This window comes from Gynuella sp. (genome assembly GCF_050297175.1).
GTDB lineage: Bacteria > Pseudomonadota > Gammaproteobacteria > Pseudomonadales > Natronospirillaceae > Gynuella.
The window spans coordinates 94,170-108,725 of the sequence record NZ_JBNKSF010000059.1 but is presented as its reverse complement, the minus strand read 5'-3'; the positions used below and the strand labels follow the sequence as shown (position 1 = coordinate 108,725).

The following is a 14,556-nucleotide window of genomic DNA, read 5'->3' as shown; positions in this document are numbered from 1 at the left end:
TTTGATTTTTTTTCAGTAGAGATATGTATATTCTTACAGTAAAATAACCAATCCGTTTTATTCGAGGTCAACAGGGTTTTCATGGACAAGATCGTCGTAGAGGGTGCCCGCACTCATAATCTGAAAAACATCAATGTCGAAATACCCAGAGACAAACTGGTTGTGATTACCGGCCTGTCAGGCTCTGGCAAATCTTCGCTGGCTTTTGACACTTTATATGCCGAAGGTCAGAGGCGTTACGTTGAATCACTCTCAACCTATGCCCGTCAGTTTTTATCTATGATGGAAAAACCCGACGTCGATCACATTGAGGGCCTCAGTCCTGCCATCTCAATTGAGCAGAAGACCACCAGCCACAATCCACGCTCCACCGTTGGCACCACAACCGAAATATACGATTACCTTCGTCTGCTGTTTGCCCGGACGGGTGAACCAAGATGTCCCGATCATAATGAACCGCTGGAAGCACAGACCGTTTCTCAGATGGTGGATCAGATACTCGCTCTGCCTGAAGGCACCAAGCTCATGCTACTGGCACCCCTGGTTAAAGACCGAAAAGGTGAACATCTGCATGTATTCCACGAGCTGCGACAACAGGGGTTTGTTCGAGTAAGGATTAATGGTGTGATTTGTGACCTTGATGAAGCCCCGAGTCTCGATAAGCGAAAAAAACACAAGATTGAAGCGGTTATCGACCGGTTTAAAGTCCGTTCAGATATTCAACAGCGCCTGGCCGAGTCTTTGGAAACCTGTTTGGAACTAGCTGATGGAACGGCACTGGTAAGTTACATGGAGGGTCAGGGGGAAGACCTGATTTTTTCCTCCAAATTTGCCTGTCCAATATGCGGTTATGCTATTCCCGAACTGGAACCCCGAATGTTTTCCTTTAACAATCCTGCTGGTGCCTGCGAGAGCTGTGATGGATTAGGGGTCAAACAATATTTTGATATTAAGAAGGTGGTTTTTGACGAAGATCGCAGCCTTGCAGAAGGTGCAATTCCAGGCTGGGACAGACGTAGCGTGTATTATTTCTCTCAGCTTGAATCAGTCGCTCAACATTACAAGGTCGATATCGATTTACCCTGGAAGAAACTTGGGAAAAAATTCCAGAATGCCGTTTTGAATGGCACTGGTGAAGAAATTGTTTTTTCCTACGTTAATAGCCGCGGAGATGTCATCAAACGATCCCACTCGTTTGAGGGTGTCATTCCAAACATGGAACGGCGCTATCACGAGACAGAAAGCCAGATGGTACGTGAAGATCTGGCCAAATACCTGGCCGAGCAACCGTGCCCAAGTTGCTCAGGAACCCGTCTGAAACAAGCCAGCCGCCATGTATTTGTAGACAACAAAACGCTACCACAACTGGTAAGCCTGCCTATTGCCGACGCCGAGCAATATTTTGGTTCACTCAAGCTGTCGGGCAGAAAAGGAGACATTGCCGAAAAAATTCTCAAAGAGATTCGTCAGCGACTGGAGTTTCTGGTGAACGTCGGTCTTGAATACTTATCACTTGATCGTTCAGCAGACACATTATCCGGTGGCGAGACCCAGCGCATTCGACTCGCCAGTCAAATTGGCGCTGGGCTTGTAGGTGTTATGTATATTCTGGACGAACCTTCCATAGGACTTCATCAAAGGGATAATGAGCGCCTGCTCAAAACGCTGGTTCATTTACGCGATCTAGGCAATACAGTACTCGTAGTAGAACACGATGAAGATGCAATTCGCAGTGCAGATTTTGTCTTGGATATTGGCCCAGGAGCCGGAGTTCACGGTGGTGAAGTCATTGCCAGTGGAACTCCCACGCAGATCATGCGCTCAAAAAAATCCCTTACTGGACAATACCTCTCTGGCAAACGAAAAATCATCATACCGGAAAAAACGGTCCCGTTTGATAAGTCCAAACTATTGCGGGTCAATGGCGCTTCCGGCAACAACCTCCAGCATGTCAACCTGGAGATTCCTGTAGGACTATTCACCTGCGTCACCGGCGTCTCTGGTTCTGGCAAATCGACTCTTATTAACAATACCCTTTACCCTGTTGCAGCAACAGCGCTCAACAATGCCACCACCCTCACTGCAAGCCCTCATCAATCCGTAGAGGGCCTGGAACTCTTTGATAAAGTCGTCGATATAGATCAGAGCCCGATAGGTCGCACACCAAGATCAAACCCTGCCACTTATACAGGAATCTTTACAGCCATACGAGACCTGTTCACTGGAACACAAGAAGCCAGGTCCAGAGGCTACAAAGCAGGGCGTTTCAGCTTCAACGTAAAAGGAGGACGTTGTGAAGCCTGTCAGGGTGACGGCATGATTAAAGTCGAAATGCATTTCCTTGCGGACATTTATGTGCCTTGCGATGTGTGTCAGGGAAAACGCTATAACAGAGAAACCCTGGAAATAAAATATAAGGGAAAAAACATTCACGAGTGTTTAGATATGACGGTTGAGGAAGCGCGTGAATTTTTTGATTCCATCCCCCAATTGAACCGAAAACTACAGACCTTGGTTGATGTGGGTTTAAGCTATGTCAAACTGGGTCAAAGCGCCACGACACTTTCAGGTGGCGAAGCGCAACGCGTCAAACTGGCTCGTGAATTATCAAAACGAGACACAGGCAACACTTTGTACATTCTGGATGAACCAACTACCGGGCTTCACTTTCATGATATTCAGCAATTGCTGGATGTTCTGCATCGGCTGAGAGATCATGGCAACACTATTGTCGTCATCGAACATAATCTGGATGTAATTAAAACTGCAGACTGGGTGGTAGATCTTGGTCCTGAAGGAGGAAGTAAAGGGGGACAAATTATTGCAACAGGAATGCCTCGCCAAATCGCCTCCCATAAAAAGAGCCTGACCGGCAAATTTCTAAAGCCATTAATGGCCTGACACTATACGCTTCTCATGGTGAAAACCTTCACCATGAGAAAATTTGTATATCAACTACCAAAACGTTCTGTAGTTAAATTACAAACACTTAGTATTCATACCTCATTCCATTGACCGACCTTCAAGACAATTTTGTAATAAAACTACATTATTTCGCATGAAGAATTTATTAGGCCAATATGTTGATATGCATCAAACCGCACAATATCAACCTCATAACGTATTCTATATACTCACTGATAAAAGTAATGGAACAGAGAAAAACGCAAAATCTGTAATGTTCCAACAAAAATGGCAAGATTACTGCGGTGAGATTATTTTCTCAAAGATGAAAGAAAATAAGATTTTTGTGATGCCCTTTCATCAATCAGAAAATACTGCAAAAATAATCTCATCCTTTGCAAAAAGTCTTTAGATCGGTTGTATGCAAACTGATTCAGCAAAATGGCTGACGGTTGATAAACATAATGTCATACAACCTACTAACAGTTTTTGTAGAGAGCTAACTTATGACGTGTGATGTTATCCCATAGCAAAAACTCTATGGGCGGTTCTCAAAAGGCCTGAAGACCTGAGAGACCTAACAGGACAATAGCTCATACTGACTACAAACAAAAATACTACCTGACCCGACTCGGTTCAGGTTTATAGAGTTTTTCGATTTCAAGACTACATATCTAGGAGAACCGCGAAATGGCCAATCATCTTGATCTCTCAAAGTATGGCATCAGCAACGTTACTGAAATTGTCCACAACCCTTCTTATGACCAGCTTTATAATGAAGAAACAAACCCTGAGCTTGAAGGCTATGAAAAAGGCCAGGTAACCGAACTTGGCGCAGTCAATGTTATGACTGGCGTATTTACCGGTCGCTCTCCAAAAGACAAATATATTGTTAAGGATGATGTTACTAAAGACACCATCTGGTGGAACTCAGAGAAAGCCAAAAACGATAACAAACCCATTACTCAGGAAGTATGGAATGACTGTAAAAAGGCAGTCACTGATCAGTTATCGGGTAAACGCCTGTTCGTTGTTGATACATTTTGTGGCGCCAATGAAGATACTCGCCTGAAAATTCGTTTTATCATGGAAGTAGCCTGGCAAGCGCATTTTGTAACCAACATGTTCATCAGACCGACACCAGAACAATTGGCTGATTTTGGTGAACCCGATTTTGTTGTTATGAACGGTTCAAAAACCACCAATCCAAAATGGAAAGAACACGGTCTCAACTCTGAAGTATTCACCCTGTTTAACCTGACTGAAAAAATGCAGGTGATTGGAGGAAGTTGGTACGGCGGTGAAATGAAGAAAGGTATGTTTGCCATGATGAACTATTACCTTCCTTTAGATGGTATGGCCTCCATGCACTGTTCCGCCAACGTAGGCGCAGAAGGCGATGTGGCAGTATTCTTCGGCCTTTCCGGCACAGGCAAAACAACCTTATCTGCTGACCCAAAACGTAAGTTAATTGGTGATGACGAACATGGTTGGGATGATAATGGAGTATTTAACTTCGAAGGTGGTTGCTACGCTAAGACTATTAATCTGGACAAAGAAAGTGAGCCAGATATCTACAATGCCATCAAGCGTGATGCGTTACTAGAAAACGTAACCGTTGATGCTGATGGAAAAATAGATTTCACCGACGGTTCTGTTACAGAAAACACTCGGGTTTCTTACCCTATTTATCATATCGAAAATATCGTAAAACCAGTGTCCAAAGCAGGTCATGCGAAAAAAGTGATCTTCCTGACCGCTGATGCTTTTGGCGTTCTGCCACCTGTTTCAAAATTAACAGCCGAGCAAACCAAATATCACTTCTTGTCAGGCTTTACTGCAAAACTGGCTGGAACTGAACGCGGAATCACTGAACCAACCCCAACATTCTCGGCTTGCTTTGGTGCGGCCTTCTTAACCCTGCATCCAACCAAATATGGTGAGGAACTGGTTAAGAAAATGGAGGCAGCCGGTGCTACAGCATACTTGGTAAACACAGGATGGAACGGTAGCGGGAAACGTATTTCCATTAAAGACACCCGCGGCATTATCGATGCCATTTTAGATGGATCGATTGAAAATGCGGAAACCAAAACTCTGCCAATTTTCAACCTTGAAATACCAACAGCCCTGCATGATGTTGATTCTGGAATTCTGGACCCAAGAGATACCTACGCAGATCTGTCCCAATGGGAAGAAAAAGCAAAAGACCTTGCCTCTCGCTTCACTAAGAATTTTGAAAAATTCACCGATAACGATGAAGGTAAAGCGCTGGTTGCTGCCGGTCCCCAACTCTAGTTCATCTATACTGACAAGCGCATGGAAGCGCTTGTAATTTTCTCGGTATTACCAAGCCTCTAGTTATTGCCACTCTATAAAGACACTAAGGCAATTTCAGGACAATTTCAGCCCCACCATTAGCTCGATTACTAAGTACAATAGACCCTGTTTTATCTTTATTTTTATGCATCTCTGCAATTTGATTGGCAAATAAGAGCCCTAACCCTGTACTGCCATTCTTAAAATCCGTCTCATATGTGTCAGACAAACAATTCAGCATCACTTCCGGAAAACCATGACCATCATCCAGAATGTTGAAGTAGAGCAACTCATCTTTCACATAGACTCCTATTTTCAATACAGAAGCCGTATAACGTAACGCATTCGACATTAAATTCTTGACCAGATTCTCTATTAATATTGGATCGAAAAACCATGTCAAATCAGGGTCCTCAAGCTCAACCGTTAGTTGAACACCAAGACTCTCTGCAGTCGTTTTAAAATGATTGACAATATCGTCAACAAAGTCGATCAACAAAACCTCTTCCGGCGCCACCAATAGTCTTTCATGACTCGCTTTGTAGATCCCTAATAAATTAATTAGTGTACTATTGATTCGATTTGTCTCTAACTGAATACGCTTCAGGTTTTTTGACGTGTCTCCCGAACTACTCGGCAAAGACTCAATCACAGTATTAAGCTCAGCAGAAATCAATGCCAATGAATTCTTAATGTCATGAGCCATGGCTGCCAACACCATATTCTTATCAAAATTAATTGGTTTCATGACGACTCCATAAGCTTTTTTAATTTTTCGTATCGTGCATATTGAGGACTGTCTTCGTGCAAGTATGAAAGACGATTCAAATAGCCATTCAACTGGTCAGAATTATCAACAAAAGCAGAATTTCTTTTAGCTTTCAGAACACACTGAACATAGTTCAATATCAATGCTGGATTTCGCGGAGATATTTCCAAAGCCCGCTCAAAAAATTGCATGGCCTTATCCAGATTTTTTTGCTCATAGTGTCGTTTAGCAATAGCATTTAACCGTGCAGCTTCTTTACGCGAATCCTTGGTAATTGGTTCACTCTGAAGCTCATTCAATCGATGTACAAAATCTTCTTTGTCAGGATCTTTGACTCTGAGTCGATTAACCAGCTGGTCAGCCTGATCCATATGCCCATGCTCATAAAAAAAACTAGCAACACTTAACCCCAGCTCACCAGAGCTGTTTTCCAATTCACTACTGATCTGCTCAAATAGGGAGTTCATTTCCTCTTCACTGGGTTTGAAATCAGGAGTAGAAATGACTTTCAGCTGCATTTTGTAGAACTTTTCTGTCAACTTACTTTCAGGCTTATCAGGAAAAGCCTCCTGAATACGCTTGAGAGCATTTGCTATTTCTGCCACATAGTGGCGGCGATATCGCTGATCATCCAACGAACAAGACTCGACCTGAATCGCAAGAAATCGCTGGTAATCCTCAACATTGTGCAATGATGTATGGTTTTTCAGAGAAATGGCATCCTTGATAGCCTTACTAGCCACCTGCAAGTCATCAAGGCGATAACTGATAGTTGCCAACTTATCTTGTCTTTTATGATTGCGAGGTGAAATCTTTACAGCGGTCTGTAATGTTTCATACTGTTTCAGCAACTCATTTTTGCGACGATATATATCAGCGAGCAAATCGTAAGCCTGAGCATAGTTCGGATGTGACTCGATGACTTTGCCAACATAGCTCTCCGCCTGCGTTAAATCACCGGAAGCAAACGATATACGCGCCAACTCTAGCCATATCCATGGTTGTTCCCGACGTGATTGCCATTCATTCAACAAAATCTCCGCCTGTGCCAGCTGCTCTGTTTTTATGAGAGTTTCGGACAACAGCTTTTGAGCCCAGGCCCGATAACGCGGGTTTTGTTGAATAATCCTGTTACACTCATCAATAACCAGCCCAACCTCTTCATTATCAAGAGCAGTCAAAACAACTTTCAAATCCTTATTGCGCTGAATCCATCGCTTCCACCTGGCAGCTAAACTGTCAAATGCATAAGGTTTGGCAAGATAATCATCAGGATGAATTTCTACAGCCCCCATAACCATCTCTCGTGAGGTTTCTGCAGTAACCATTACATATGTAGTCTGATAAGAGAGGGCTTTACTGTAGCGGAGCTCTTCCAACAGTTGCTGACCATCCATTCCAGCTCCCAGATTGAAATCACACAACACAACATGAAAGAAGTTCTTTTGAATTTGCAGCATAGCTTCTTTCGCACTAGCTGCTTCAAACACTTGATTCACTCCCATTTTAAGCAGCATTGCACGCGCTGATTTTCGGGCGTTTTCGAAATCATCTATCACAATGACACGGTGATTCACTGATTTTCCTATTTATTAACACACTGCTCTAAGGTTAGCCCAGCCCTCTAGAGCTGCAAGAAAACTCAAGGACCATTTAACACTAAAACGTTTTCTTAAAGGCAAAAAAAACCCAGCCAATGGCTGGGTTTTTTTACAACGAAAAACAATTAGTTTTTGTTTTCCATTTGAGCCTTGATCAGGTCACCAATAGTCGTTGGACCTGCAGCTTCCATTTCTTTTTCACGCATTTCACGCAAAGCTGTTTTCTCATCTTCAGAGTCTTTAGCTTTAATAGAGACGCTCAAAACACGATTCTTACGGTCAATGCTGATGATTTTTGCTTCAACCTCATCACCTTCATTCAGAACATTTCGAGCATCTTCCACTTTGTCGCGGCTGACTTCAGAAGCTTTCAACGTTGCTTCAACGTCTTCAGCTAATGTTATCGTGGCACCTTTAGCGTCAACTTCTTTCACGATGCCTTTAACAATGGCGCCTTTGTCATTCTCAGACACATATTCAGCAAATGGATCCATATCCAACTGCTTGATACCAAGAGAGATGCGCTCGCGTTCAGCATCAATCGACAGAATAACGGTTTCCAACTCATCGCCTTTCTTATAACGACGAACGGCTTCTTCACCAGCTTCGTTCCAGCTGATATCAGACAGGTGAACCAAACCATCAATGCTGCCTTCCAAACCGATGAAAATACCGAAGTCAGTAATAGACTTGATCTTACCAGATACCTTGTCACCCTTCTGATATTTACCAGAGAAGGATTCCCAAGGATTCTGTTGAGTCTGTTTGATACCCAAGGAAATACGACGACGCTCTTCGTCGATATCCAGAATCATAACTTCGATTTCATCACCAACCTGAACAACTTTGGATGGGTGAATATTTTTGTTGGTCCAATCCATTTCAGAAACGTGAACCAAACCTTCAACACCTTCTTCCAGCTCAGCGAAACAACCGTAATCAGTTAAGTTAGTAACAATAGCCTTAACGGTCGATTCTTCTGGATAACGAGCTTTGATATCAACCCATGGATCTTCACCCAGCTGCTTCAAGCCAAGAGAAACACGATTACGCTCGCGATCAAATTTCAGAACCTTAACGTCAATCTCATCGCCAACTGCGACGATCTCTGAAGGATGCTTGATACGTTTCCAGGCCATATCAGTGATGTGCAACAAGCCGTCAACACCACCCAAGTCTACAAACGCGCCGTAATCTGTCAGATTTTTAACGATACCCTTGACGCTCTGACCTTCAGCCAGGCTTTCAAGCAATTGATCACGCTCAGCGCTATTTGCAGCTTCCAGAACAGCTCGGCGGGAAACGACAACATTATTACGCTTTTTATCCAACTTGATGACTTTGAACTCAAGCGGCTTACCTTCAAGGTGCAGCGTGTCCCGTACAGGACGAACATCCACCAGTGACCCAGGCAGGAACGCACGAATGGCGTTAATATCAACTGTAAAGCCACCTTTGACTTTACCATTAATAATTCCCATAACGACTTCATTCTCTTCGAACTTCGCTTCAAGTTCTAACCAGGATTCAGCACGCTTGGCTTTTTCGCGCGATAAACGGGTATCACCGAAACCGTCTTCAACAGCTTCAAGAGCAACCTTAACTTCATCACCAACCTGAACTTCCAGTTCACCTTTTTCATTTAAGAACTGATTGCGAGGAACAACGCCTTCAGATTTTAGACCGGCGTGAATAGTCACCCAATCACTATCGATATCAACCACGACACCTGTGATGATTGAGCCGGGTACCATTTCAACGGCTTGTAAGCTTTCTTCAAAGAGTTCAGCAAAAGATTCAGTCATTACGACAATTACCTAATGTTAAGTTCGATCAACGGCCATCCAATTCAGTATTCTAACTGTATTTTCTGGCTCTGCCCCGTTCCAGCCAAAAGGGGTCAACCCAGTTTCGCAATCATCAAACAATGCTGGATAAGTTTTCAGACCGCCCCATTAATAAAACATGACAGCCTCGTCTGGCTGCCACGAAAAAATCAAGCAAAATAAAGAGAGAACTACAGGTTCAAACCACGATCCCGGACATATGTCATTGCACTCTCAAACACCTCTTCGATTGTCATTTCAGTACTGTCAATCATTACGGCGTCATCAGCAGGACAAAGAGGAGCAATACTGCGATTAGTATCTCGCTCATCACGTTGCCGGACCTCCTCCGCGAGGCGGGCGATGCTAACATCAACACTTTTTTCTTTCAACTGGATATAACGTCTTTTTGCCCTTTCCTCAGCGCTTGCAGTCAAAAACAGCTTAAGCTCAGCGCCTGGGAACACGACCGTCCCCATATCCCGGCCATCAGCTACCAGCCCAGGAGGTAACTGAAAATCACGTTGACGCTGAAAAAGAGCCTGCCGGACTTCTGCAACCGGTGCAACCTGAGAAGCCAAATTACCAACCTGTTCAGTTCTGATTTCAGCAGTTACATCCTCAGCTGCCAATAATATCTGAAGACCTCCCTGACTATCCCGAAGGAACTGAACATCCAGATGAGCCGCAACATCAGCCAACTGCTGGTGGTTTGCGAAATCGATTTGCTGATTGCGAGCACTCAGGCCAGTTAAACGATATAAAGACCCCGAATCAAGAAAATGCCAGCCAAGAGCATCTGCCAGTTGGATAGCCAGAGTCCCTTTTCCTACACCACTTGGACCATCAACGGTAATAACCGGTGATGAACAATTGAGATCATTCATGCGTCGCAGACCTATGTAACCTTCTGGCACGGTTTTCCAGTATTTCAGAGAAATGCTCCCTGGCCTCTTTTGCTTCCTGAAACACAAACTTCATATATTCTCCGTCTGACACTGCAACGGCATTGCGCAACTTATGTAACTCGTCAAGATAGTTATCAAGCACTTTTAATATCGCACGGTGATTTGCGATGAAAATATCGTGCCACATTGTAGGATCACTTGCAGCAATACGCGTGAAGTCTCGGAAACCACCCGCAGCATAATTGAAAATCTCCCGGTTTTCGCTCTGCTTGGAAAGCGTGTCGACTAGATTAAATGCCAACATATGGGGCAAATGACTTGTTGCTGCCAACACTTCATCATGATAATCCCAAGCCATGACATCCACTTCCGCTCCGACACTTTTCCACATTTGTGAAACAACCTGCACAGCTTCTGGCTCAGTTTCCGCAATGGGTGTCAAAATAATACGGTGATCAACATAAAGATGTTCGTCAGCGGCAGTTACTCCGCTTCTTTCCGATCCAGCAATGGGATGCCCTGGAACAAACATCTTTAATTGATCATCGGTCAATAACTCCAACCCAGCCTTGACAACACTACCTTTCACACTGCCGCCATCCGTGACAATCGTATCATTCCGAAGGTAAGGTTGAATTTGCGCTATCACAGCGGAGGTCGACAGAATAGGAACCGCAAGAAATATGACATCAGCTTTAGAGACCAATGCTTCAATATCGCCACTGACTTCATCCACAAGCCCGAGTGACAGAGCATCTGCCATCGTTTCAGCCTTCCGACTGAAGCCTGAGATACTGGCGAATATCTTCTTCTGCCGACAAGCTTTAGCTAACGATCCACCAATAAGACCCAGTCCTATGACGAGTAAATTTTTGTCAGTTAAACTGGCTATCATAAGCTATCCAATACTTCTTTTAAAGCAACCAGGAACCCTTGGTTCTGCGCCTCAGTACCGACAGATATTCTCAGATAATTCGACATCCCGTATCCACTCAATGGTCGGACAATATATCCCTTTCGCAACAGAGCTTGATATATATCCTGAGCCACATCTCCCACATGAACAGTTAAGAAATTCGCCACGGAAGGAATGTAATCAAGATTCAAGGCTTCAACTCCCATTTGCAACTGAGCCATTCCCAGCGCGTTAGTCTCGAGGCTTTTGAGAAGATATTCTTGATCACCTAGAGCTGCGATAGCCGCAATCTCAGATATACCACTGACATTAAACGGCTGACGCACTCGATTCATATAGCCAGCTATCGTCTCACTGGCCACCGCATACCCCACACGTAAATTTGCCAACCCGTATACTTTGGAGAACGTTCGGGTGACCACAAGATTGGGAAAACGATCAATATAATGAAGTCCAGACTGATAATTTTCCTGGTCGACATACTCAAAATAAGCTTCATCCAGCACAACAATTACGTGCTCTGGAACTGACTTCAAAAAAGCCTTCAATTCTCCTTTGCTTACCCAGGTACCTGTAGGGTTGTTTGGATTGGCAATAAAAATGATTTTAGTTTTTTCTGAAATAGCATCGGCCATTGCATCCAGATCATGACACCAGTTACGATCCTTAACTGCCACTAACGTGGCTCCCATAGCCTCAGAAAATATTGAGTACATGGCAAACGCATGCTCAGAAAAGATAACCTCGTCAGAGTCTCGTAGAAACACCTTGGCAATTAATTCAAGCACTTCATTAGAACCATTACCAATAACAAGCTGGTTATTATTAACCTGCAACTTGTCGGACAGTAGCGTTTTTAGGTGATAACAATCCGCATCGGGATAAACACACAAATTATCGAGATGCGATTCAATTGCAGCCCTAACTTTTTGGCTGGGTCCCAGAGGATTTTCATTACTGGCCATTTTGACAATTGGACTAACCCCCAATTCCCTTCCTAGCTCGTCAATAGACTTGCCCGGCTCATAGGCTCTCAGTTTGTGGATACCTGTATTTACAAGCTCGGGTATCGACTTGGTCATTTGATTTTGTTCCTCATGGCCCCTTAAAGTACCGCCTCCGGGTAAGAACCCAGCTCTTTGATTTCCACAGCTTTTTCGCTAATGTCATGCATAGCAGCCTGAACATTGTCATCTTCCATATGCCCTATAAAATCGATAAAGAAAACATATGTCCAATTACCATGAGAAGAAGGACGGGTCTCCAATCGAGTCATATCAATCTCGTGGTCATTAAAAGGCTTCAACAATGAATATAATGCACCAGGCTCATTTTTCATGGAAACAATGATGGATGTTTTGTCTCTGCCACTAGGCTTGGAACGATTCTTCCCTACAATTAAAAACCGGGTTGAATTATCAGGGTGGTCCTCAATTTTTTCATAGACCACTTGTAAATCATACAACTCTGCTGCCATTGAACCGGCAATTGCAGCAGAATTCCACTCAGAATGCACTCGCTTGGCCGCCTCAGAGTTTGAACTTACAGCCACACGCTCCGCCAACGGCATATGAGCATCGAGCCATTTTCGGCATTGAGCCAGAGACTGCTGGTGCGAATACACCCTGGTGATATTATCAAGGCGGGTATTTGGACCAATCATCAAATGTTGATGAATCCTTAACTCTACCTCACCGGAAATAAATACATTTGAACTCAAAAATGAATCCAGCGTGTGATTCACTACACCTTCAGTAGAGTTTTCAATGGGCACAACCCCATAATTCACTGCACCAGCCTCAACCTCCCGGAACACCTCATCAATAGCTGGCATTGGTCGGGTAATCACCCGGGACCCAAAATGCTTCAATGCTGCCTGCTGGGTAAATGTTCCTTCCGGACCAAGATAGGCCACTTTTAAAGGCTGCTCTAAGGCCAGGCAGGCAGACATGATTTCACGAAACAACCGCGCCATATCTTCATTAGCCAGCGGCCCTTCGTTACGCTCCATCACCCTTGTTAATACCTGCGCTTCTCTTTCCGGCCGGTAAAACACCACACTCTCTGCCTGAGAGGATTTCATTTTGACCTCAGCGACCTCCTGAGCACAACGTGCTCGTTCGGAAATCAACTTTTGAATATCCAGATCCAGGGAATCTATTTGGTCTCGCAGCTTTAACAGCTGTTGCTCTTCAGCGCCGCTTGAGTCACTCATTAATTCGCCTCAGCCGTGTTGCTTTTCAAAATCAGCCATAAACTCAATCAACGCATCAACAGCCTGTTCAGGCACAGCATTATATATTGATGCCCTCATCCCCCCCACACTACGGTGGCCAGCAAGATTACGCAGCCCCGCTGCTTCAGCCTCAGCTAGAAATTGCTTATCCAATTCTGAATTCCGCAAAGTAAACGGAATATTCATTAAGGAGCGGGAATCTTTCGCCACTGGGTTGGCAAAGAACTCTGATTGGTCAATAAAGTTGTATAAACGAGCAGCTTTGCGCTCATTGATTTCACCCATCGCAGCAACCCCACCCTGCGCCTTCAGCCATTTAAATACCAATCCGCACATATATACAGAAAAGCTGGGAGGAGTATTCAGCATCGAAGCATTTTTCGCGGTAAGGGCATAATTCATGATAGAGGGAGTTGTGTCCATAGCCTGATCAAGCAGGTCTTTACGAACAATTACCCACACCAAACCAGAAGGGCCAATATTTTTTTGCGCGCCAGCATATATAAGCCCATATCGGGAAACATCCAACGGTTTGGAAAGAATATTTGAGGACATATCCGCAACTAACGGAACCGGACTCTCGGGAATATAGGAGAATTCCACACCACCGATAGTTTCGTTAGGGGTGTAATGCAAATAGACAGCATCATCACGAACATTTATTTCGCTTTGTTCCGGCGCACACGTAAAGCCACTACTTTCAGTCGTGGCAGCGATGCAGACATCCGCATATCTTGAAGCTTCCTTAATTGCTTTTTGAGACCAGATACCGGTGTTTACAAAATCCGCCCTGTTGTTTTTACCCAACAGGTTTAATGGAATCATTGAGAACTGGGCAGTAGCACCACCCTGCATATAGATAATCTCATAGTCATCGGAAACCGAGAGCAGATCTTTTAAATCTTGTTTGGCAGTTTCGGAAATATCAACCACCATCTTGCCTCGATGGCTCATTTCCATAATCGACATACCACTGCCCTGGTAATCCAGCATTTCTTGTTGAGCCTGCTCCAACACTTCTGTTGGCAGAGCCGCCGGACCTGCGCAAAAATTAAAAGATCTAGTCATGATGCTCTC

At 44.2% G+C, this 14,556-nt stretch carries 11 protein-coding genes; 3 read left to right on the top strand and 8 right to left on the bottom strand.

Annotated features, from left to right (window positions below):
• Positions 1–81: 81 nt before the first annotated feature.
• The 3 genes from uvrA (at position 82) to pckA (ending at position 5,202) form a co-directional block, all read left to right on the top strand.
• Positions 82–2,901 carry an excinuclease ABC subunit UvrA gene (gene uvrA / locus ACQY6I_RS22465; protein WP_428243802.1) on the top strand — a complete coding sequence of 940 codons (2,820 nt, stop codon included), beginning with the start codon at positions 82–84 and terminating at the stop codon, positions 2,899–2,901.
• A gap of 157 nt (positions 2,902–3,058) precedes the next feature.
• Positions 3,059–3,316 (top strand): hypothetical protein, encoded by a 258-nt coding sequence (locus tag ACQY6I_RS22460; protein WP_428243800.1) that lies wholly within the window; start codon positions 3,059–3,061, stop codon positions 3,314–3,316.
• Positions 3,317–3,594: 278 nt separating this feature from the next.
• Positions 3,595–5,202 carry a phosphoenolpyruvate carboxykinase (ATP) gene (gene pckA, locus ACQY6I_RS22455; RefSeq protein ID WP_428243798.1) on the top strand — a complete coding sequence of 536 codons (1,608 nt, stop codon included), beginning with the start codon at positions 3,595–3,597 and terminating at the stop codon, positions 5,200–5,202.
• 85 nt (positions 5,203–5,287) lie between these two features.
• Here pckA and ACQY6I_RS22450 read toward each other — a convergent pair whose 3' ends face one another.
• The 8 genes from ACQY6I_RS22450 to serC form a co-directional block, all read right to left on the bottom strand.
• A complete protein-coding gene (locus ACQY6I_RS22450) occupies positions 5,288–5,971 on the bottom strand; it encodes a sensor histidine kinase (RefSeq protein WP_428243796.1) in 684 nt (227 codons plus the stop codon).
• Positions 5,968–7,569 (bottom strand): tetratricopeptide repeat protein, encoded by a 1,602-nt coding sequence (locus tag ACQY6I_RS22445; protein ID WP_428243794.1) that lies wholly within the window; start codon positions 7,567–7,569, stop codon positions 5,968–5,970. Before ACQY6I_RS22445 ends, ACQY6I_RS22450 begins: the two co-directional genes overlap by 4 nt.
• A gap of 149 nt (positions 7,570–7,718) precedes the next feature.
• Positions 7,719–9,398: a 30S ribosomal protein S1 gene (gene rpsA / locus ACQY6I_RS22440; protein ID WP_428243792.1), complete on the bottom strand. Its 1,680-nt coding sequence runs from the start codon at positions 9,396–9,398 to the stop codon at positions 7,719–7,721.
• A 212-nt stretch (positions 9,399–9,610) separates the two neighbouring features.
• A complete protein-coding gene (gene cmk, locus ACQY6I_RS22435) occupies positions 9,611–10,306 on the bottom strand; it encodes a (d)CMP kinase (protein WP_428243790.1) in 696 nt (231 codons plus the stop codon).
• The gene (locus ACQY6I_RS22430) at positions 10,299–11,222 is read right to left on the bottom strand and encodes a prephenate dehydrogenase/arogenate dehydrogenase family protein (RefSeq protein WP_428243788.1); all 924 of its coding nucleotides are present in this window, start codon (positions 11,220–11,222) and stop codon (positions 10,299–10,301) included. Before ACQY6I_RS22430 ends, cmk begins: the two co-directional genes overlap by 8 nt.
• The gene (gene hisC, locus ACQY6I_RS22425) at positions 11,219–12,325 is read right to left on the bottom strand and encodes a histidinol-phosphate transaminase (RefSeq protein ID WP_428243786.1); all 1,107 of its coding nucleotides are present in this window, start codon (positions 12,323–12,325) and stop codon (positions 11,219–11,221) included. The genes ACQY6I_RS22430 and hisC overlap by 4 nt, the downstream gene beginning before the upstream one ends.
• A 23-nt stretch (positions 12,326–12,348) precedes the next feature.
• The gene (gene pheA / locus ACQY6I_RS22420; protein WP_428243785.1) at positions 12,349–13,458 is read right to left on the bottom strand and encodes a prephenate dehydratase; all 1,110 of its coding nucleotides are present in this window, start codon (positions 13,456–13,458) and stop codon (positions 12,349–12,351) included.
• A 9-nt stretch (positions 13,459–13,467) separates the two neighbouring features.
• The gene (serC, locus tag ACQY6I_RS22415; protein WP_428243783.1) at positions 13,468–14,547 is read right to left on the bottom strand and encodes a 3-phosphoserine/phosphohydroxythreonine transaminase; all 1,080 of its coding nucleotides are present in this window, start codon (positions 14,545–14,547) and stop codon (positions 13,468–13,470) included.
• Positions 14,548–14,556: the final 9 nt, after the last annotated feature.